Source organism: Streptomyces sp. 147326, assembly GCF_045000215.1.
GTDB lineage: Bacteria > Actinomycetota > Actinomycetes > Streptomycetales > Streptomycetaceae > Streptomyces.
Window position 1 is genome coordinate 642,132 of record NZ_CP134201.1, and the last position, 20,360, is coordinate 662,491.

16 protein-coding genes and 1 pseudogene are annotated in these 20,360 nt (G+C 71.6%); 14 read left to right on the plus strand and 3 right to left on the minus strand.

Annotation, left to right across the window (positions count from 1 at the left end; genetic code table 11):
* Positions 1-175: 175 nt before the first annotated feature.
* Positions 176-1,666, plus strand: a complete 1,491-nt coding sequence (locus RIU97_RS03225) for a cellulose binding domain-containing protein (protein ID WP_404953205.1) — start codon at positions 176-178, stop codon at positions 1,664-1,666.
* Between the two features lie 99 nt (positions 1,667-1,765).
* Here RIU97_RS03225 and RIU97_RS03230 read toward each other — a convergent pair whose 3' ends face one another.
* The gene (locus tag RIU97_RS03230; RefSeq protein ID WP_404953206.1) at positions 1,766-2,413 is read right to left on the minus strand and encodes a hypothetical protein; all 648 of its coding nucleotides are present in this window, start codon (positions 2,411-2,413) and stop codon (positions 1,766-1,768) included.
* Positions 2,414-2,621: 208 nt separating this feature from the next.
* On the opposite strand from RIU97_RS03230, the gene RIU97_RS03235 reads away from it, so the two are divergent.
* Together RIU97_RS03235 and RIU97_RS03240 are read left to right on the plus strand one after the other, a co-directional pair.
* Positions 2,622-3,191, plus strand: a complete 570-nt coding sequence (locus tag RIU97_RS03235; RefSeq protein ID WP_404953207.1) for a helix-turn-helix transcriptional regulator — start codon at positions 2,622-2,624, stop codon at positions 3,189-3,191.
* A 73-nt stretch (positions 3,192-3,264) separates the two neighbouring features.
* Positions 3,265-4,008: a carbonic anhydrase gene (locus RIU97_RS03240; RefSeq protein ID WP_404953208.1), complete on the plus strand. Its 744-nt coding sequence runs from the start codon at positions 3,265-3,267 to the stop codon at positions 4,006-4,008.
* Between the two features lie 66 nt (positions 4,009-4,074).
* Here the strand turns inward: RIU97_RS03240 and RIU97_RS03245 are convergent, their stop codons facing one another.
* Entirely contained in the window at positions 4,075-4,314 is a 240-nt protein-coding gene (locus RIU97_RS03245) for a chaplin (protein ID WP_404953210.1), read from the minus strand.
* Positions 4,315-4,688: 374 nt separating this feature from the next.
* Between RIU97_RS03245 and RIU97_RS03250 the strand changes: the two are divergent.
* Positions 4,689-5,714, plus strand: a pseudogene (locus RIU97_RS03250) (alpha-L-fucosidase).
* Here the strand turns inward: RIU97_RS03250 and RIU97_RS03255 are convergent.
* The gene (locus RIU97_RS03255; protein WP_404953211.1) at positions 5,690-6,625 is read right to left on the minus strand and encodes a helix-turn-helix transcriptional regulator; all 936 of its coding nucleotides are present in this window, start codon (positions 6,623-6,625) and stop codon (positions 5,690-5,692) included. The pseudogene RIU97_RS03250 and the gene RIU97_RS03255 sit on opposite strands and share 25 nt — an antisense overlap.
* Positions 6,626-6,890: 265 nt before the next feature.
* Between RIU97_RS03255 and RIU97_RS03260 the strand changes: the two genes are divergently transcribed.
* Genes RIU97_RS03260 through tsrT form a run of 10 tightly spaced genes read left to right on the plus strand, consistent with a single transcriptional unit; the run spans position 6,891 to position 20,229 of the window.
* Positions 6,891-8,177, plus strand: a complete 1,287-nt coding sequence (locus tag RIU97_RS03260) for a lysine N(6)-hydroxylase/L-ornithine N(5)-oxygenase family protein (RefSeq protein WP_404953212.1) — start codon at positions 6,891-6,893, stop codon at positions 8,175-8,177.
* Entirely contained in the window at positions 8,174-9,727 is a 1,554-nt protein-coding gene (locus tag RIU97_RS03265; protein ID WP_404953213.1) for a class I tRNA ligase family protein, read from the plus strand. Before RIU97_RS03260 ends, RIU97_RS03265 begins: the two co-directional genes overlap by 4 nt.
* The gene (locus tag RIU97_RS03270; protein ID WP_404953214.1) at positions 9,724-10,791 is read left to right on the plus strand and encodes an FAD-dependent oxidoreductase; all 1,068 of its coding nucleotides are present in this window, start codon (positions 9,724-9,726) and stop codon (positions 10,789-10,791) included. Before RIU97_RS03265 ends, RIU97_RS03270 begins: the two co-directional genes overlap by 4 nt.
* On the plus strand, positions 10,788-12,140 hold the full coding sequence (locus RIU97_RS03275; RefSeq protein ID WP_404953215.1) for an MFS transporter: 1,353 nt from the start codon (positions 10,788-10,790) through the stop codon (positions 12,138-12,140). Before RIU97_RS03270 ends, RIU97_RS03275 begins: the two co-directional genes overlap by 4 nt.
* Positions 12,137-13,408 (plus strand): ATP-grasp domain-containing protein, encoded by a 1,272-nt coding sequence (locus RIU97_RS03280; RefSeq protein WP_404953217.1) that lies wholly within the window; start codon positions 12,137-12,139, stop codon positions 13,406-13,408. Before RIU97_RS03275 ends, RIU97_RS03280 begins: the two co-directional genes overlap by 4 nt.
* Positions 13,405-14,688 carry a lysine N(6)-hydroxylase/L-ornithine N(5)-oxygenase family protein gene (locus RIU97_RS03285; protein WP_404953218.1) on the plus strand — a complete coding sequence of 428 codons (1,284 nt, stop codon included), beginning with the start codon at positions 13,405-13,407 and terminating at the stop codon, positions 14,686-14,688. The genes RIU97_RS03280 and RIU97_RS03285 overlap by 4 nt, the downstream gene beginning before the upstream one ends.
* Entirely contained in the window at positions 14,688-15,986 is a 1,299-nt protein-coding gene (locus RIU97_RS03290) for an ATP-grasp domain-containing protein (protein ID WP_404953219.1), read from the plus strand. Before RIU97_RS03285 ends, RIU97_RS03290 begins: the two co-directional genes overlap by 1 nt.
* Before the next feature lie 32 nt (positions 15,987-16,018).
* A complete protein-coding gene (locus tag RIU97_RS03295; RefSeq protein WP_404953220.1) occupies positions 16,019-17,233 on the plus strand; it encodes an acyl-CoA dehydrogenase family protein in 1,215 nt (404 codons plus the stop codon).
* 22 nt (positions 17,234-17,255) lie between these two features.
* Positions 17,256-18,467, plus strand: a complete 1,212-nt coding sequence (locus tag RIU97_RS03300; RefSeq protein WP_404953221.1) for an acyl-CoA dehydrogenase family protein — start codon at positions 17,256-17,258, stop codon at positions 18,465-18,467.
* A gap of 40 nt (positions 18,468-18,507) precedes the next feature.
* A complete protein-coding gene (tsrT, locus tag RIU97_RS03305; RefSeq protein WP_404953222.1) occupies positions 18,508-20,229 on the plus strand; it encodes a tryptophan 2-C-methyltransferase in 1,722 nt (573 codons plus the stop codon).
* Positions 20,230-20,360 lie beyond the last annotated feature (131 nt).

The window sequence follows — 20,360 nt, forward strand, 5'->3', positions numbered from 1 at the left end:
TGCAGCCTGTCGGCCGAGCAGGGGGAGTATAGGTTCCTCAGCCCCTCCTTACCGCCGCCTTAAGCGGAACCTAAGGCTCACAGGGGGCGCACCGAAACGAACGAATGTCCGTTTCGGTGCGGCTAGCGTGCTGCCGCATCCTCCAACTCCCCAGTAACACAGAGGCAGGCACGCGATGGGCAGCACAGTCGGGCACCGGCGCAGGACGAGCCGCAGGGCGAAGGTCACGGGAGCGATCGTGGCGGCGGCGGTGATCGGAGGCGCGGCCTTCGCCTTCACCGGAACCGCCCAGGCGGCCTCCGTCGGCGCCGTGTACACGAAGTCCAGCTCCTGGAGCGGCGGTTACACCGGCCAGTACGTCATCACCAACCACACCGGCCAGGTCCAGTCGGACTGGACGCTCCAGTTCGACCTGCCGGCGGGCACGAAGATCGACTCCCTGTGGAACGGCACCCACGCGGTCTCCGGCCGGCGCGTCACCGTGAAGCCCGCGAGCTGGAACCGGCAGCTCGCGGCCGGGGCCTCCGTCACCGTCGGCTTCGTCACCAGCGGGTCCGACTCCCCCGGCAACCCGACCGGGTGCCTGATCAACGGGGTGAAGTGCTCGGTCGATCAGGGTGCGACGGCCCAGCCGAGCGGGCGGCCCACCGCCCGTCCCACGGTCACCGCGACCACGGCGCCGACCGCGCCCGCCACCTCCGCGGCGCCGACGAGGACCACGGCGCCCTCCCCCACGCCCACTCCCACCGCCCCGGCTCCCGCGCCCGGCGGCAGCGGCGCGCGCTTCGCCCCGTACGTGGACACCTCCCTCTACCCCGCCTACGACCTGGTCGACACCGCGGCCAAGACCGGCGTGAAGGAGTTCCACCTCGCCTTCATCACCTCCGGCGGCGGTTGCGCACCCCTGTGGGGCGGTGTCACGGATCTCGCGAGCGACAAGGTCGCCGCCCAGATCGGGGCGCTGCGCGCCGAGGGCGGCGACGTGCGGGTGTCGTTCGGCGGGGCCGCCGGGCACGAACTGGCGCTGAACTGCGCCACCGTGGACGAGCTGACCGCCGCGTACGGGAAGGTCGTCGACCAGTACAAGCTCACCAAGGTCGACTTCGACATCGAGGGCGCGGCCCTGCCGGACACCGCGGCCAACGCGCGCCGTGCGCAGGCCATCGCCCGGCTGCAGAAGTCCCACCCCGGCCTGGACGTCGCCTTCACCCTGCCCGTGATGCCCGAGGGGCTGACCCAGCCCGGTGTGGCGCTGCTGGCCGACGCCAAGAAGAACGGTGTGCGGGTGGACGCCGTCAACATCATGGCGATGGACTACGGGCCCGCGTACAGCGGGGACATGGGGCAGTACGCGATCCAGGCCGCGACGGCCACCCAGGCCCAGATCAAGGGTGTGCTCGGGCTCTCCGACGCCGCGGCGTGGAAGGCCGTGGCCGTCACGCCGATGATCGGCGTGAACGACGTCACGAGCGAGATCTTCACCGTCGAGGACGCGACGCAGCTGGTGCAGTTCGCGGCATCGAAGGGGATCGGCCGGCTGGCCATGTGGTCCTCGACGCGCGACAAGCAGTGCGCGGCGGGCGCCGTCAACTACGCCGACGCCACGTGCAGTTCGATCCTCCAGCAGCCGCTGGCCTTCACCAAGGCGTTCGCCGCGCTCAAGTAGTCGCGCTCAGGTACTCGCGCTCAAGCAGCCGCACTCGAGTGGCCGCGCCGAACGGCCCACGGGACCGCCGCACACGACGCGCGGCGGTCCCTTCGCGTGCTACGCGAGGATGCCCGCGCGAGTGGCGAGGTCGAGCGCCACCTCCGGCCGGGGGGCGGGGCGGCCTTCGGCGTGGCCGGGAGCCAGCAGGGCCGCCACGGCGTCCGCGTCGGCCTTGCGCTCGTGCGCCAGCGCCGCGAAGCGGGCCACTGCTTCGCCCAGGCCGCGCGCCCGGTCGTACGGAGCGTCGTACGAGGCCACGGTGAGTTCGAGGAACTCCTCGTGCGAGCCGACCCAGGGGGCCGCCCCGTCCAGCCCGTCCTCCCTCAGCTCGTCCGGGTACGGGATCCGGTGCCAGGCACCGCCCTCCCACCAGTAGACGAAGCCGAAGAGGTTCCCCGCGGCGTCGTCCCGGAGGAGCTCCCAGGGCAGCCACGCGGGGCCGCCCGCCAGGAAGTCGATCTGCTCGCCGGCGGCGTGGGTGTGGCTGCCGTCGGGGTCCTGCCCGCAGAACACGGCGCGTTCCCCGTGGAGCACGGTCAGTCGCCACCAGCCGCCCGCGCCGGTGGAGTGGCACCACAGGCCTTCGTCGTCCAGGGAGAATTCGGTGCTGGTCGAGCATGCGGCGTCGACCATGGCCATGGTCACCGCTCTCGCCCACAACAGCTCGGGGTGGTCGAGGTCTTCGGGTCGGCTCGGCGTGTGCATGGTGTGGTCTCCTCCTTGTGCCGGGGCACAGCCTCGCACGCCCGGGGGCGCGGTCCTGAGCGCGGGCACGGCCCGGCCGCCCATCGGCCCATCAGCCCCCGTTCCCCGGCCGAAATGCCGATGGTCGTGCGGGCCCGGGGGCGGGACGCTGGTACATGGCCGTTCGGCCCACTTACAGCCATTTCCTCCCGAGCAGGAGTCGCTTCTCATGCTGGTCCTCGACTCTTCCCGTGCGGACACCGCCCTGGCGCGACGCGCCGCCGTGCGTTTCCTGCGGGCCAGGTGCCCGTGGGCCGATGTGAACGACGTCCTGCTCGTGGTCAGCGAGCTGCTGGGCAACGCCGTCCGCCACACGGACTGCGGATGGCTCCTGCGGATGGCCTGCCGGCCGGAGGCCCTCGTCGTCGAGGTCTACGACAGCAGCAGCGCCCGGCCCGTCCCGCGGACCGGGGACGCCGAGAACGGTGGCGGCTTCGGCGGCATCGTCCGGGAGGCCGAGGCCCTCTCGCAGGGGCAGGTCCGGGTGCGGATCGGGACGCTCTACGGGGCGCTGGACCGGCTCGTGGCCGACGGGCTCATCGTGCCGGACCGCGAGGAGGTGCACCGGGGCCGACTGCGCAGGTACTACCGCCTCACCGACAGCGGCGAGGCAGCCCTCTGCGCGGAGGCGGGGCGGATGGCCTCGGGCGCACAGGCCGCCGCCCGCCGGATCGCCGCCCGCCGGGCCGCCCACGACCCCCTTCCCGCACCGCCCGAACCCCCCGGGAACGCCCCGTAGTGACACCGAGCGGATCCCGCCAATGCACCTGCAGCCCAACTCCCGCCCCTGCGTGCCGGGTTACCGTCCGGCCATGCTTTCGAACACACGAACCCCCGCCGCTGTTCCGCGCAGTCGCCGCACCCTGCTGCGCACCGCCGCGGCGGGCACGGCCGCCGCCGGCGCGGGCCTGGCGCTCGGTTCGGCCTTTCCGGCTTCCGCCGATTCTCGGGACCAGGAGAGCGCCGAGCGCGTCACCACCCCCGCGCAGGGGCTGCGCCGGCTGGCGGCCGGCAACGAGCGCTGGCGCACGCAGCGCCAGGAGCACCCGCACGAGTCCGCGTACCTGCGCCGCCGGCTCGTCGAGGGCCAGCAGCCGTTCGCGATCGTGCTGGGGTGTGTCGATTCGCGGGTGCCGCCCGAGCTGGTGTTCGACCAGGGGCTGGGCGACCTGCTGACCGTACGGTCGGCGGGCGGGGTGCTCGTCGAGGCGGTGCTGGGGAGCATCGCGTACGGGGTGCTGGAGCTGCGCGTACCGCTGCTGCTCGTCCTGGCGCACCAGTCGTGCGGAGCCGTGGCCGCGGCGGTCCACGCGGACGAGACGGGCGAGCCGCTCCCCGCCCACATCCAGTACCTGGCCGATCAGATACGGCCGTCCATCGACCACGGCCGGCACGGTGACGCCCGCGTCGACGCGACGATCAACGCACACGTACGGGCGGTGCGCCGCCGGCTGGCGGCCGAGCCCGATCTCGCCGGGAAGGTGGCGGCGGGCGAACTGGCGGTGGTCGCCGCCCGCTACGAACTGCGCGACCAGCAGGTCCGCACCCTGTCCTGACGGCGGCGGCGCGTGCGGCTCATCCCGGTGCTGTCCGCGACCGGGATGAGCCGGGCTTCACGACCGTCAGGCGTTGACGCAGACGTTGCCGGCGGCCGGGTTGAGCGCGCCGATCACGTTGATGCTGTTCCCGCACAGGTTGATCGGGATGTGGATCGGGATCTGGACCACGTTGCCCGAGAGGAGACCCGGCGAGCCGATCGCGACACCCTTCGCGTCGGCGTCCGCCGACGCCGAGGACGCACCGCCGATGACCGCCAGGCTCATCACCAGGGCGAGACCCGCACTCTTCAGAACACGCGACACGTGACATCTCCTTGTAACCGCTCAGCGATGCCGGAGCACCGCGCGGCCCCGAGGGGGACCGCCCCCTTTCATTCGGCAGCTGAGGGCCGCCCGCCGTGGTTCAGGCCGCCGGTTCCCTCGAAGGGGTGCCCCTGCGGCCCCCGTTTGGAGGCATCGGAGCCCCCTGGCCGTGGGGCAGTTCGACGGAGTCCTGTTCGAGACGGCCGGTGCAACGCGCTTCCGGCATCCGTCAATTCGCTGCCGAGCCCGTCGGCCACAGGGTGGGAACCGACCACTTCCGTGATCCGGCCCCACGCGGTCCGGGGGACCGCGGCCTGGCGTCGGGGAGCGGCGGAACCCGAGCCGCGCCATCCCCTCGACGAGGACGTGAACGCATGCCGATGCAGCCCTGGTTCCGTGACGCCAAGCTGGGCTTCTTCGTCCACTACGGCATCTACGCGGTGGAAGGTGTCCCGGAATCCTGGTCGTTCTATTCCCGGCAGCTGTCGCGCGAGGCGTACATGGCGCAGCTCGACCGGTTCACGGCCTCCGCCTACGACCCGGAGGGCCGGGCCGCCCTCTTCGCCCGGGCCGGAGCACGGTACGCCGTGCTGACCGCCCGCCACCACGACGGGGTCGCGCTGTGGGACACCTCGTACGGGGACCTCGACGTGGTGCGGAACACGCCCGCGGGGCGGGGGCTGCTGGGCGGGTAGGCCGGGGCGCTGCGCGAGCGCGGGCTGCGGGTGGGGCTGTACTCGCACTCCGACTGGAGCCACCCGGACTACGCGAGCGTGGTCCACCCCGAGCCGCCGAACGAGGACGTGGCCACGCATCCGCTGGTCGTGCCGGAGGGTGGCGTCGAGGATCCCGCGGCCTGGGCGCGCTACCTCGCGTACCGTGACGGCCAGGTCGGTGAGCTGGTCGACCGCTTCCGGCCGGACCTGCAGTGGGGTCTGGGAGCGCTCGCCGCGAGGATCCTGCGGGGCAGTCCGGACACCGTGCTCACCGCGCGGATGCCGAGCCACGGCGACTACGCCACGCCCGAGCAGGGGGTGCCGCTGCTGCCGCCGGACGGGCCGTGGGAGCTGTGCCTGACCGTCAGCGATGCGTGGGGCTTCCAGCGCGGCGACGACCGGCACAAGTCGGTGCACCAGCTCGTGCGCCACTTCACCGACTTCTGCTTCGGCCCGCCCCGGGAGACCGTGTCGGTACGCGGACTGCGCACGGCGGTGAAGCGGGTACGGGTGGTCGGCACGGGCGCGGAGCCGGCCCACCGGGTCACCGGCGGCCTGCACGACGTACCGGGCGTGCTGTGGATCGACGCGCCCGCGGCGGCGGACGCGGATCCCCTGACGACCGTACTGGCCGTGGAACTGGACGGGGAGCTGGAGCTCTACCGCGGCACGGGCCGGTCGTAGGCCGGCGCCTCCTCCGCATCCGCCTCCGCCTCCGCACCCGCACCCGCACCCGCACCCGCTCGCGGGCCCGGACCGGTGCGGATCGCGCGGGGGGACGCGCCGAGTTCGCGCCTGCAGGCCTTGTTGAAGGCCTGCAGGTCCGGCATGCCGACGGCCGCCGCGATCGCGGGGATCGCCAGGGTGGACTCGCGCAGCAGATGCCGGGCCCGCTCCATCCGGCGGCGCCGGATGTACGCCACGACCGTGCCGCCGGTCTCCCTGCGGAACAGCCGGATGAGGTGGTTGTGCGAGATCCCGGCGGCCCGCGCGACTTCGGGCACCCGCAGCGGCCGGGCCAGGTGGGACTCGACGAAGGCGATGGCGGCCGCCGCCGAGGCGTGCGGCCGGGCGCCGGGGCCGGTGGGCTCGGCGAGCTCCGCGACCCGCCACAGCGCCCCCCACACCTCGGCGTCCGCCCGGCGCGGGGCGCCCGGGGCGGCGGCGATGGCGCGCAGCAGGAGCTCGGAGAGTGCGGGGGTCCCTGCCCCGGCGTCCTGGACCACGGGCACGGCCCGCGGCCCGCAGGGGCGCCGCTCGCCGGGGCGCGGCTCGGTCGGCCCGGCCTCGTCGGCCCCGGGCAGCCGCAGGTGGGCGTACAGGTGCTCGGAGCGGCCCCGGTAGCGGTAGCGCACCACCGCGCCCGGCGGTACGAGGCTCACATGGCCGGGCCGGATGGCGTGCGGCACCCCGTCGACGGTGAGTTCGGCGGCGTACCGGTAAAGGTGCAGCTGCCACAGCTCCGGGAGCCGGAAGACGTCGAGGGAGCTGGTGACCCCGTGCAGTCCGACCCCGATGCTCACGACGGCCGGAGGTTCGTCGAGCGGCACGGCGGCCACCATCCCGGGCCGGAGCCAGTAGTGGTCATCCGTCATGGGCGCGGGCGACTCTCGTAAGGGCGCCTCGGGCGGGCGCCACGGCGGTCGGTGCGGGGATCGCTGCGACGGCCGGTGCGGGAACCGGTGCAGGGACCGATGCGCAGCGAGCCATGTTTATCAGACCGCTTGAGCCGACGGCACCGTTTTCCCCGCTGAGATTCCCCAGTCGAAGGGACAAGTTCCCCTATCGATCGGGAACGGCGGAAATCTAGCCTCGCTACTGCCCGTCCGTGAGTCGGATCACTGTGATCGAGGGGGAAGTGTGGCTGATCGGGAGGTCGGTGTTCTGGCGATCGGTGCGGGGCCGGCGAATCTGGCGCTCGCGGTGGCCATCGAGGAGTCGGGCTCGGCCGAACTGGCCGACGGCACACTGCTGCTGGAACAGAGCCCGGACATCAAATGGCAGCGCGACCTGCTGATGCCATGGGCACGCAGCCAGGTCTCCTTCCTCAAGGACCTGGTGACCCTGCGCAACCCGAGCAGCAGATTCACCTTCCTCAGCTTCCTCCATTCCCAGGGCAGACTCGACGAGTTCGTGAACCTGGGCACCTTCCACCCCTTCCGATGGGAATTCTCCGACTACCTCCAATGGGTCGCCACCTCCCTGGAACGCGTACAGATCCGCTACGACGCCCGCGCCGCCCAAGTCGACCCCGTGCACGAGGCCGACGGCTCGGTATCAGGCTGGAAAGTACGGCTCACCAGCGGAGACACCATCCGCTGCCGCGACCTCGTCATCGGCGGCGGACGCGATCCACGGGTACCCGATGTCTTCACCGCGCTCCCCGGGGACCGGCTCATCCACAGCGCCCAGTACCGGACACGGATCGCGCAGATCCCGAAAGACGAACCCGTCCGCGCCGTGGTCGTGGGCGGAGCACAGAGCGCCGCAGAGATGTTCTTCGCACTGCACGAGAACCTGCCGGCGAGCCGGATCACCATGGTGGTCCGCTCGATCGGTCTGCAGAACTACCAGACCAGCAAATTCGTCAACGAACTCTTCTTCCCGTCCTTCGTCGACGAGTTCTACGACAGCCCGCCGGAGGTACGCGCGCAACTGCTGGACGAAATGCGCTTCACCAACTACGCGGGCCTGGCACCACCGTTCCTCGACGAGCTCTACACGATTCTCTACCGGGAGAAAACGCTCGGCCCGCAGCGGTCGGCCGTCCGGGCCATGACCGAGGTGGTGGGTGCCCGCCTCGACGGTGACGAAGTGGTGCTCGATCTGCGGGACCGGATCAGCGGCAAGATCGAACCGCTGCGGTGCGACCTGGTGGTGCTGGGCACCGGTTTCGACGCGCGCAAGCCCGCCCTCGTACGGGACCTGGCGGCGCGCGTCGGACTCGACGAGGTCACCGTGAGCCGCAACTACCGCGTCGACCTCGGCGAATCCGCCTGGGGCGCCGTCTACCTCCAAGGCGTCAACGAGGAAACCCACGGCATCGCCGACTCCCTCATCAGCGTCCTCGCCCACCGCTCCCACGACATCCTCACCGACCTCCTCGCCCGCCGCGCAACCGCCACCGAACCCAGGAGCGCGCGATGAAGCGGACGCTGGTGATCGCCCCCGGCCCGACCGCCAACGGCGATCTGCACCTGGGCCACCTGGCCGGCCCCTTCCTGGCCGCGGACGTGTGCGCGCGGTACGCGCGCGCCGCGGGCCGGGACGTGCTCTTCGGCACGGGCGTGCACTTCACGCAGAACTACATCGTGACGACCGCGCGGAGACTGGGCGTGCAGCCGGAAGACCTGCGCGTGCGGTCGGCCGGGCAGGTCGAGGAGACCCTGGCGGCGGCGGGGATCCGGCCGGACGGCTTCGTCCGGTTCGGCGACCGGTACGTGAAGACGGTCCGGCACTTCTTCGAGCGCCTGCACAGCGCGGGCAAGCTCCGGCTGCAGGCGGTGCGGTTCCCGTACGCGCCGCGCACGGGCGAGTACCTCACGGACGCGTACGTTCGGGGCGGCTGCCCGGTGTGCCTCGCCGACGGCTGCGCCGGGCTGTGCGAGAACTGCGGGCACTGGATCGCCTCCGGCGACCTGATCGGACCGCGCTCCACCCTGGATCCCGACGATCCGGTGGAACTGCGCGAGCAGCACGTGCTGGTGCTGCCGCTGGAGGACCACCGCGAGGCGCTCGTGGAGTACTTCGCGGGGCAGAGCGCGACGATGCGGCCGCGCCTGGCGCAGATGATCGAGGAGATCCTGTCCCGGCCGCTCCCGGACTATCCCGTCACGCTGCCGATCGCCTGGGGCATCCCGGCGCCCTTCCCGGAGGTCGCCGGGCAGGTGATCTACGCGGACGCCGAGACCATCGCGTGGAGCATGCACTGCACCGCGCTGGCCGCCGAGCACCGTGGTGCGGTGCTCGCCGCCGAGGACGAGCTGTGGTTCTCCGACGCGGGCTCCGAGGTGGTGTACTTCTTCGGTTCCGACGCCGGCTTCGCCTTCGCGGTGGTCGGGGCCGCGATGCTGCTGGCACTGGGCGGCTACGTCCTGCCCGGGCACTTCGTCACCAACGAGTTCTACGAGCTGGACCACGACAAGTTCTCCACCAGCCGCGGTCACGTCGTGACCGGGCGGGAGCTGGCCGCCGAGGTGCCGAGGGACCTCATCCGGTTCTATCTCGCCGCGACCAGCCCCGATTTCCAGCGCACGAACTTCACCCGCGAGGCCCTGGAGCAGGTGACCGGGGCACGGCTCGTGCGGCCGTGGAACCGGGTGGCGGACAAGGTGGCCTCGTGGACGGGACGGGGACCGCTTCCGGTCTCCGAGCGGTCAAGGGCCGCGGCCGGACTCATGCTGGAACGTTTCGCCGCCGCCTACGACGTGCGCCGGTTCAGCCTGACCTCGGTGGCCTTCACCCTGTCCGAGCAACTGGCGCGGCTGGACCAGTGGGAGGTGGGACCCGATGACGCGGGCGACTTCTGCCACGAGGTGGAGGTGTTCCTGCGCTGCGCCGGGCCGGTCCTGATCGATCTGGCCGGGGAGGCCTTCCCGGACCCGGCGATCCCCGCCGCACCGCGGGCCGCGGACGCCGCTCCCGTCACTCGGGTCACGCCCGTACGGTTGCCACGGCTGGCGGAGACGGGGCCGTGAGGGCGGCGGCCGCCTCCCGGCAGGTAGTCGTCGTGGGAGCGGGCGTCACCGGGCTGCTCACCGCGGTGGAATGCGCGCTGGCGGGCCACCGCGTGACCCTGCTGGACCGGGGCCCGATCCCCAATCCGAAGTCGAGCTCGGCGGACCAGCACCGGGTCATCCGTACCTTCAGCCCGGACGACGCGGACGCCACCCGGCGGATGGCCGCCGCCCGGCGCCGGTGGCTGGAACTCCAGACCCTGCTGGGCACCGGCTTCTACCGGCGCGTCGGCGTGGTGACCGCCTGGCCCCGGGAGCAGCTCACCACGGTGGCCGCGGCGGCCGCCGCGGCGGGGGTGTCCGTGGAAACGGTGGAGCCGGAGCACCTGCCGTACCTGGAGTTCCCCGCCGGCTCCGCGGGCGTACGGGAGGCCGACGCCGGAGTGCTGCTCGCGGACCGGGTCCTGCGGGCCGCGGTCCGGTGGCTGACCGGACATCCCGCGGTGGCCCTGCGGCCGTACAGCACGGTCACGCACGTGGACGTGGACTCCGCCCACGTCCTGCTGAGCGGCGGGGAGAAACTCGGCGCCGACCTGGTGCTGATCGCCGCCGGCCCGTGGACCCGCGATCTGGTCGCACACCCGGTCGTACTGCACCGCCAGACCATGGTGTACCTGAGGCCGCCCGCGGACGCGGCACGGTGGTGGGCGGGGGCGCCCGCGGCGGGCGGCCTCGGCGCGGACGGGCGGGCCTGGGCGATGCCGCCCGGGGACGGCACGCTCCTGAAGATCAGCTCCGACGCCGTGTCCCGGGCGGTGGGCACCACCGCGGACTGCGCGGACGAGGACCAGTCGCCCTGGGTGGCCCGGCTGGCCCGGGCGGCGCCGCTGGCCGGCCTGGACCGCTACACCGTGGCGGCGGTGAAACCGTGCCACTACGTGAGCGCCGCGGACACCGGCGGTGCGCTGCTCGCCCGGGTGGGTCCCGCCGTCTGGTCGCGGGCGGCCTGCGGCGGCTCCGGTTTCAGTCAGGCCCCGCTCGTCGCGGGGCGGATCGTCGATGCCTTGACGAAGGGAGCGGCATGAAGAAGGAGGACACTCCGATCGGTGTGTTCGAGGCGCTGAAGGCGACCCCGGCACCGGTCCGGTATCTCCTCGGGGGCGTGCTGGTCAACCAGCTCGGCGCGTTCGTCCAGACGTTCCTCGTGCTGTACCTGACCTTCCGCGGCATGTCGGTGGCCGCCGCGGGTCTGACGCTGGTCGCCTACAGCGCGGGGTCCATCTTCGGCACCATGCTGGGGGGTGAGTTCACCCAGCGGTTCGGGCCCCGGGCCACGATCGTGACGGCCATGGCCGGTTCGGCGCCGCTGGTGGCGGCGATCTCGTGGCTGAGCGGGCCGGGGATGCTGTGGCCGCTCCTCGTCGTCGTCGGGCTGGCGGGCCTGTTCACCCAGGCCTACCGGCCGGCCGCGGCCGTCATGCTCAGCGATCTGATGCCGGACCGGTACCAGGTCATGGCGTTCTCGATGATGCGGATCGCGCTGAACATCGGCGCGGCCCTCGCGCCACTGATCGCCGCCGGGCTGATCCTGGTCAACTGGGACCTGCTGTTCTGGATCGACGGCGGGACCGCGCTGGTCTACGCACTGCTGGCCTTCGCCCTGCTCCCCAAGAAGACCGCACAGGACGAGGCCGACGAGGAGGGCGCGGCCGGGGACGGGACCGCAGCGGCCGACGCGGCCGCGGGCGGGGGCGACGGCAAGGGCGCCGACGCCGAGGAGGCCCGGCGCACCGGCTCCGCGTACGCGGCGATGCTGCGCGACCGCAAGTACCTCTACTACCTGGCCGCCGTTCTGCTCGGCTCGCTGACCTACGCCCAGGGCCATATCGCGCTTCCGCTGGAGCTGGTCGCCGACGACTACCCGACCAGTTTCTACAGCACGGTGCTCACCGTGTCGTCCGTCGTACTGATCACGTGCGAGCTCAAGATCACCGCGTACCTCAGCAGACTGCCGAAGCACGTCCGGGTCATCACCGGCCACCTGGTGGAGGCGCTCGGACTCGCGGTCTACGGACTGTCCTCGCGGTCCGGGGCGTTCACGATCGCGGGCGCGGTGCTGGTGGTGTCCGGCATCATGATCGCCGCGCCGAGCATGTTCGCCCACCCGGCGACGTTCCCCTCGTCGGTGAAGGCCCGCTACATCGGCACCATGCAGGCGGTCGGCGGCGCGGCCGGCGCCGTCGCCCCGCTGTTCGGCGTCTACGCCTGGACCGCGCTCGGCAGCGGCTTCTGGCTGCTGTGCGGCATCGTGACCGCCATCGCCGGGCTGCTCGCGCTGGCGGGCGTACGGCAACCGCCCGAACCGGCCCCCACGGAGGACCCGGAGGTGCACGCGGACGAGGGCAGGCCCGAAGTCGTCGGAGGTGCCTCGTGAGGGCGCGGCCCGCAACGGACGGGCCGGTCCTGGTCGTCGGCTTCGTGGGCGTCACGATGGCCGCCATCGGGGAGTTCCAGGGGGACGGCTCGGTCGTCTACGTCGAGGAGCCGGACGTCGTCCGCAAGCGGGGGGTCCGCGACCAGATCGACGGGGTGGCCTTCGTCCGCGGCCTCATCGAGTGGGAGTACCACCTCGCGGGAAAGGCCGACGAGTTCTTCAACGCCCACCCCGGGCTGGCCCCCGCCGCGGTCGTCCCCGCCATCGAGTACGCGACGCCGTTCGCCGCCCGGCTCGCGGAGCGCTACGGCCTGCCCGGCGCCGGTCTCGGCGCCGCGCAGATCCTGCGCGACAAGGCGCTGCTGCGGCGGGTCAGCGCCGCCGCCGGCATCCCCAACCCGGCCAGTGTCCCCGTACGGCGCCCGGCCGAGGTCCTGGCCTTCCTTCTCAGTCGGCCGGGCCCGGTCGTGCTCAAGCCGGCGAACCGTCAGGCATCGGTGGGCACCCGGGTGATCCACGACCCGGCCGAGGTCGAGGGGGCCTGGGCGGACTGCCTCGTCCAGGACGAGGGCGTCTTCGTGCCCGACCGGCCCATGGAGCTCTCCATGCTGGCCGAACAGTACGTCGAGGGGCCCGAGTACAGCGTCGAGATGCTCGTACGGGACGGCGGCGCGCTCTTCGTCAACGTCACGGCCAAGCAGCTGTTCCCCGGGGCCCACCCGGTGGAGATGGCCCACACCGTGCCGGCCGACATTCCGCAGGAGCTCGCGGGCCTGCTCGGTGGGCAGACGGCCCGGCTCGTCGGGGCCGTCGGCTTCCAGGACGGGATCGTCCACTGCGAATGGATCGTCTCGGACGGCGTCCCGTACCTCGTGGAATGCGCGGGCCGGCTGCCCGGCGGGGGCATCCTCGACACCATCCAGCTGGCCTATCCGGTGGAACTCCTGCGCAGCTACTACGCGGTGCTCAAGGGCGAGGATCCGCCGGGCGAACTGCCCCGGCGGGCGAAGGGCGGCGCGGCCGTCCGGTTCCTCACGGCCGGGCCGGGCCGGGTGGCGGCCGTGCACGGCGTCGAGGCGGCCCGGCAGGCCGACGGCGTGTTCCTGGCCGCGGTCACCGTCGGGCCGGGTCACCGGTTCACGGGGCTGCACCACTCCTGGGACCGCGCGGGCATCGTCATGGCCACCGCGGACAGCTCGGCCGAGGCGCTCCGGCGGGCCGAGACCGCCGCCGGCATGGTCCGAATCGACATCGAGGGGGAAGAGTGACTGACCGGGAAGTCGGTGTTCTGGCGATCGGTGCGGGGCCGGCGAATCTGGCGCTCGCGGTGGCCATCGAGGAGTCGGGCTCGGCCGAACTGGCCGACGGCACACTGCTGCTGGAACAGAGCCCGGACATCAAATGGCAGCGCGACCTGCTGATGCCATGGGCACGCAGCCAGGTCTCCTTCCTCAAGGACCTGGTGACCCTGCGCAACCCGAGCAGCAGATTCACCTTCCTCAGCTTCCTCCATTCCCAGGGCAGACTCGACGAGTTCGTGAACCTGGGCACCTTCCACCCCTTCCGATGGGAATTCTCCGACTACCTCCAATGGGTCGCCACCTCCCTGGAACGCGTACAGATCCGCTACGACGCCCGCGCCGCCCAAGTCGACCCCGTGCACGAGGCCGACGGCTCGGTATCAGGCTGGAAAGTACGGCTCACCAGCGGAGACACCATCCGCTGCCGCGACCTCGTCATCGGCGGCGGACGCGATCCACGGGTACCCGATGTCTTCACCGCGCTCCCCGGGGACCGGCTCATCCACAGCGCCCAGTACCGGACACGGATCGCGCAGATCCCGAAAGACGAACCCGTCCGCGCCGTGGTCGTGGGCGGAGCACAGAGCGCCGCAGAGATGTTCTTCGCACTGCACGAGAACCTGCCGGCGAGCCGGATCACCATGGTGGTCCGCTCGATCGGTCTGCAGAACTACCAGACCAGCAAATTCGTCAACGAACTCTTCTTCCCGTCCTTCGTCGACGAGTTCTACGACAGCCCGCCTGAGGTACGCGCGCAACTGCTGGACGAAATGCGCTTCACCAACTACGCGGGCCTGGCACCACCGTTCCTCGACGAGCTCTACACGATGCTCTACCGGCAGCGGGCGTTGGGTCCGCAGCGCTCCGAGGTCCGGGCGATGACGGAGGTCGTGGGGGCGCGGACCGAGGGCGGGGAGGTCGTACTCGATCTGCGGGACCGGCTGAGCGGCAAGATCGAACCGCTGCGGTGCGACCTGGTGGTGCTGGGCACCGGTTTCGACGCGCGCAAGCCCGCCCTCGTACGGGACCTGGCGGCGCGCGTCGGACTCGACGAGGTCACCGTGAGCCGCAACTACCGCGTCGACCTCGGCGAATCCGCCTGGGGCGCCGTCTACCTCCAAGGCGTCAACGAGGAAACCCACGGCATCGCCGACTCCCTCATCAGCGTCCTCGCCCACCGCTCCCACGACATCCTCACCGACCTCCTCGCCCGCCGCGCAACCGCCACCGCACCCAGGAGCGCGTGATGGGGACCGGCGAGGGCGCCCTGCTGGTCGTCGGCAGCGGGCTGAAGGTGTACCGGGAGTACCTCATCGCGCCGATCCGCCGCCGCGCCCGCGCGGCCGGCCTGGACATGGTGCTGCTCAACAACCTCAGACCCACCTGGCAGCGCGACTACTTCGACGAGATCATCGTCGCCAACGTCTTCGATTCCGAGGCGATGGGCGCGGCGGCCCGCGAGGTGGCCGCGCGGCGCCGGATCACCGGCCTGATGTGCTGGGACGAGCCGCTGGTCCTGGACGCGGGCTTGCTCGCCGCCGAGTTCGGGGTGCCGGGTCTGTCCGTGCCCGGCGTACGCGGCTGCCGGGACAAGGAGCGCACCAGGGCCGAGCTCACCGCGGCGGGCCTGTACCAGCCGGGATTCGAGCTGACCACCACGGTCGAACAGGCCCGGGCCGCGGCCGAGCGGATCGGCTATCCGGTCGTGGTCAAACCACGGGCCATGGGCGCGAGCATCGGGGTCGTGTTCGCCGCCGACGCGGCCGAGGTGGAGGCGGCGTTCCGGATCGCCCTTTCCGCTAGCGAGGTCGATCCGGGGCCGTACCGTGCGAGCGCCCTGGTCGAGGGGTACGCCCCCGGCCCGGAGATCAGCGTCGACGGCGCCGTACACAAGGGCGAGTACCTCCCGATGTTCGTGGCCCGCAAGCACAGCAGCGATCAGCCGTACTTCGAGGAGGTCGGCCACCTGGTCGACGCGGGCGACCCGCTGCTGGCGGACCCCGAGCTGATGGGCACGCTGGCCCGGGCCCATCAGGCGCTCGGCATCGAGGACGGCATCACCCACAGCGAACTGCGGCTGACCCCGCACGGGCCACTCGTCATCGAGGTCAACGGCCGCCTCGGCGGGGACCTGATCCCCTTCCTCGGCAGGACCGCCACCGGCATCGAGCCCGGTGAGGTGCTGTTCGACGTGGCCACCGGCCGGCGTCCCGACACCCGGCCCACACGGCGGGCGGTGGCCGGCATCCGGTTCGGCTGTCCGGAGCGGGACTGCGTGCTGCGCTCGGTGACGGTGCCGACCGAGGCGCCCGGACTGGTCACGGCCGCGCCGATGGCCGAGCCGGGCACCACCCTGCGGCTGCCGCCGGGCGGCTACCTGGCACGCCACTCCTTCGTGGTGTGCGAGGCCGACGACACACAGACCTGCCTGGAGCGGCTGGACGCGGCGCAGGCACTGGTCGTACTGGACGCGGAGCCGATCGGCCCGCCGGAGCCGGACGCGCCGTTCGAGATGCCGGCCGGGCTGCTCGACGTGGACGCATGACCGTCACCACACCATCACTTGAGGGGGAACCCATGAGCACGACCTGGAGCCCTGGGGCCGAGGCGCCCACCACCGCGGCGGAGATCCTCGAAAGGGCGAAGGCGCTGGCCCCACTGCTGCGGGAGCGGTCGCAGGAGATCGAGCAGGCGAAGCAGCTCCCCACGGACGTCGTGGACATGCTGCGCGACACCGGGGTCTTCCGGATGTGCTTCGGCCCCGAGTGGGGCGGGCCCGAACTGACGTCGATGCAGCAGGCCGAGGTCGTGGAGACCCTCGCCTACGGGGACGCCTCGGCCGGCTGGTGCGCGGCGATCGGCGCGATGACCGGAGCGATCAGCAACTTCCTGGACCCCGCCGTCGTCAAGGAGGTCTTCCCGAACCTGGACATGATCACCGCCGGGCTGATCGCGCCGGCCGGCCATGCCGAACGCGTTCCCGGGGGATTCCGGCTGACCGGCCGGTGGTCGTTCGGCAGCGGGATCACCCATGCCGACTGGGTGACCTCGGGCGCGTTCATCTACCAGGACGGTGAGCCGTGGGCGAGCCCGGACGGCAGCAACGCGCACGCGTCGCGCCAGTTCCTGGTGCCGGCCGACCAGGTGGAGGTGGTCGGGAACTGGGACACCACGGGTCTGTGCGGCAGCGGGAGCAGCGACTACACGATCACCGACGTGTTCGTGCCCGAGGAGCACACTTACACCTTCTACAAGGTGCGGGGCCGGACGGACACCCCGATCGCCCAGCCGGACTCCTTCATGCGCAGCCTGTGCGCCGTACCGCTGGGGGTGGCCCGGGCCGCCCTGGACCACGCCCGGGAGACCGCGCTGACCCGGGTGGACAAGATGACGGGCGCCACGTGGGCGGACACCTTCCGCGTGCAGGTCACCCTCGCCGAGTGCGAGGCGGAGTTCAACGCCACCCGCAGCGGGGTCCACAGCAGTTCGCAGCGGCACTGGGACGTGCTGGCCGGGGGCGGCACGCTGGACGACCTCTCCGCTACCGAGCGGGCGGCGTCCTCGCTGGCCTGGGTGCACGCCTTCCGGACCTCGCGGGCGATCGTGAACCGGCTCTACGACCTGCTGCAGTCCTGGTCGATCAACCGGTCCTCGCCGATGGACCGCTGGATGCGCGACACCGCGACCATGTGCCAGCACGTCGCCGCCTCGGACCTGATCCTCGAGTCGGGCGGCGCCTACCTGCTGGGCCGGCCGCCGAAGTTCCGGATGAGCCTCGGCATCGTCAAGTAGGGCCGAATCGAAGGGTGTTCACATGACCATGACCCGGACCCCGGGGGCCGGGGTGCCCGCCACCGCGGCGGAGCTCCTCGCTCGTGCGAAGGAACTGGCACCGCTGCTGCGGGAGCGGTCGGCGGAGATCGAAGAGGCGCGGCGGCTGCCTGCGGACGTCGTGGACATGCTGCGCGGCGCCGGGGTCTTCCGGATGGCCTTCGGCCGTGAGCTGGGCGGCCTGGCCCTGACGACGATGGAACAGACCGAGGTCGTCGAGACCCTGGCCCACGGGGACGCCTCCGCGGCCTGGTGCTCGGTGATGGGCGCGAGCAGCGGGATCTTCAGCGCCTTCCTCGACGAGAGGGTGGCCAAGGAGGTCTTCCCCACCCCGGACACGATCATGGCCGGGCTGCTGCAGCCCACGGGCCACGCCGAACGGGTGCCGGGTGGTTTCCGGCTGTCCGGCCGGTGGTCGTTCGGCAGCGGGATCACCCATTGCGACTGGGTGACCTCGGGCGCGTTCGTCTATGAGGACGGCAAGCCGTACGCGAGCCCGGACGGCAGCAATCCGCACGAGTCGAGGCAGTTCCTGGTGCCCCGCGCGCAGGTGGAGGTCATCGACAACTGGCACACCATGGGCATGCGCGGCACCGGCAGTTGCGACTACACGATGGCCGACGTGTTCGTGCCGGAGGAGCGTACGTACAGCTTCGGCAAGGTGCGCGGCCGGCCGGGGCCGCTCGCGCAGCCGGACGCGTTCACGCGCAGCATGTGCGGTGTGGCCCTGGGGGTGGCCCGGGCCGCCCTGGACCACGCCCGGGAGATCGCCAGGACGCGGGTCGACCGGATGACCGGGGTGGCGTGGAAGGACCACTTCCGGGCCCAGGTGACGCTCGCCGAGTGCGAGGCGGACTTCCTGGCCACCCGCAACGGGGTGTACGGGAGCCAGCGCCGCCAGTGGGAGGTGCTGGCCGCCGGGGGCACGCTGGACGACCTCGCTCCGGAGGAGCGCGCCGCGTCCCCGATCGCCTGGGTGCACGCCTTCCGCACCTCGCGGTCGATCGTGAGCAGGCTCTGCGACCTGCTCCAGACCTGGTCGATCCACCAGTCGTCGCCGATGGACCGCTGGATGCGCGACACCACGACCATGTGCCAGCACGCCACCGCGCAGGACCGCATTCTCCAGTCGGCCGGCGCCTATCTGCTGGGCGGAAAGCCCGAGTTCGGGATCTGCCTCGGCATCGTCAAGTAACGCAATTCGCCTGCGTGCAGGCCAGGGGGGAGAACATCCGATGGGCCGAGGCCTGGTGCTGCTGGTCAATCCGAACAAGGTGCACCCACCGATCGCACCGTACGCGCTGGACGTGCTCACCACGTCGCTGGAGGCCGCCGACTTCGAGGTGGAGGTGGTCGACCTCACCTTCCACCGGGAGGACTGGAAGACCTGCCTCTCCGAGTACTTCGGTGCGCGCAGCCCCGTACTCGTCGGTGTCACCATCCGCAACACCGACACCGTGTACGCCTTCGAGCAGCGCCCTTTCGTCGGCGAGCACAAGGAGATCATCACCGAGATCAAGCGGCTGACGGACGCCCCGATCGTCGGGGGCGGCATCGGCTTCTCCTCCATGCCCTTCGCCCTGGTCGACTACTTCGGCATCGATTTCGGCGTCAAGGGGCCGGGTGAGCAGATCATCTGCGATCTCGCCGACGCACTGGTCACCGGGCGGGGAACGGACACGGTCAGCGGTCTCATCCGCAACACCCCGGAGGGGGTCACCCGGGTGCCGCCGCCGGCGCTCACCCTGTCGAACCGCCGCGCGGCGCAGCCGCGGCCCGCCGGCCAGTTCGAGGACCGGACCTGGCAGGTGGACCGTGCCGGGACGTACGTCCGCCGCTCCGGCGCCCCGCACAAGGTGGACAACCTGCTGTACTACCAGCGCGGCGGTCTGGCCGGCATCCTGACCAAGAACGGCTGCACCTACCGCTGTTCGCACTGCGTGGAGCCGGACGCGAAGGGCATCCGGACCGGCCGGCGCGACGTCGCCGCCGTGGTGGACGAGATGCAGTCCCTGGCCGCGCAGGGGATCCTCGACCAGCACACCACCGACAGCGAGTTCAACCTGTCCATCTCCCACGCCAAGAACCTGCTGCGCGAGATCGTCCGGCGCAAGCACGCGGACCCCGCCAACCCCCTCAACGAGCTGCGGCTGTGGGTCTACTGCCAGCCCTCGCCCTTCGACGAGGAGTTCGCCGGGCTGCTGGCCGCGGCGGGCTGCCGCGGGGTGAACGTCGGTTCGGACCACGTGCGCAAGGACATGCTGACCGGCTGGAAGATCACGGAGAAGGGCACCACCTACTACACCTTCGCCGACACCGAGCGCCTCGTCCGGCTCTGCCACGCCAACGGCATGCTGACCATGGTCGAGGCGCTGTTCGGAATGCCCGGCGAGACCCCGCAGACCATGCGCGAATGCGTAGAGGCGTTCATGGCGCTGGATGCGACCGTGACCGGGTTCTCGCTGGGACTGCGGCTCTTCCCCCACACGCCGCTGGGCATGGCGATGGCCGAGGAGTGCGACGGGGTCCGGACGGTGCCGGGACTGCAGTCCAACACCGCCACCGGGCCGATCGTCCTGAAACCGTGGTCCAAGTGTTCCGGGCCGGTGGAGTACGAGCGGCAGTTCATGTTCGACGAGTCGGGCAACTTCCGTCTGGTCTGCTATTTTTCGCCGGACCTCCTGGAGGACGCCGGTACGGTGAACGATCCCTCCGGGCGCTGGAGCCGGTCCGTGGATCTGCTGTGGGAACTCGTCGATCCCGCCGACCACCACCGGGTGATGCTGCCGACGCTGGCCGGGTCGAGTGAGCACGACAACAACTACGCGGACAATCCGTTCCTGACGAGTCTGAACGGCCTCGGATACACCGGAGCATTCTGGGCGCACTGGCGGGATCGGGAAGCGATCCTGCGCCGTGCACAGGATGTCGGAGTGGTCGGATCCGTCGGCGCGTGACATTGCTCGATTTCTCTCGCCGATGCACATGCGAAGCGCACGAATATGGTGCGAATAGTGATGCCTTGATGGACATAACTATCACACTCTCGGAATCCCTCCTCACCGTTGCGGTGGACTGACGTCTGGAC

Bases quoted from the DNA above. Each gene is read 5' to 3' on its own strand.
- RIU97_RS03225 (WP_404953205.1), top strand. From the start codon at position 176: ATGGGCAGCACAGTCGGGCACCGGCGCAGGACGAGCCGCAGGGCGAAG.
- RIU97_RS03230 (WP_404953206.1), bottom strand. From the start codon at position 2,413: ATGCACACGCCGAGCCGACCCGAAGACCTCGACCACCCCGAGCTGTTG.
- RIU97_RS03235 (WP_404953207.1), top strand. From the start codon at position 2,622: ATGCTGGTCCTCGACTCTTCCCGTGCGGACACCGCCCTGGCGCGACGC.
- RIU97_RS03240 (WP_404953208.1), top strand. From the start codon at position 3,265: ATGCTTTCGAACACACGAACCCCCGCCGCTGTTCCGCGCAGTCGCCGC.
- RIU97_RS03255 (WP_404953211.1), bottom strand. From the start codon at position 6,625: ATGACGGATGACCACTACTGGCTCCGGCCCGGGATGGTGGCCGCCGTG.
- RIU97_RS03265 (WP_404953213.1), top strand. From the start codon at position 8,174: ATGAAGCGGACGCTGGTGATCGCCCCCGGCCCGACCGCCAACGGCGAT.
- RIU97_RS03275 (WP_404953215.1), top strand. From the start codon at position 10,788: ATGAAGAAGGAGGACACTCCGATCGGTGTGTTCGAGGCGCTGAAGGCG.
- RIU97_RS03290 (WP_404953219.1), top strand. From the start codon at position 14,688: ATGGGGACCGGCGAGGGCGCCCTGCTGGTCGTCGGCAGCGGGCTGAAG.
- RIU97_RS03295 (WP_404953220.1), top strand. From the start codon at position 16,019: ATGAGCACGACCTGGAGCCCTGGGGCCGAGGCGCCCACCACCGCGGCG.
- RIU97_RS03300 (WP_404953221.1), top strand. From the start codon at position 17,256: ATGACCATGACCCGGACCCCGGGGGCCGGGGTGCCCGCCACCGCGGCG.
- tsrT (WP_404953222.1), top strand. From the start codon at position 18,508: ATGGGCCGAGGCCTGGTGCTGCTGGTCAATCCGAACAAGGTGCACCCA.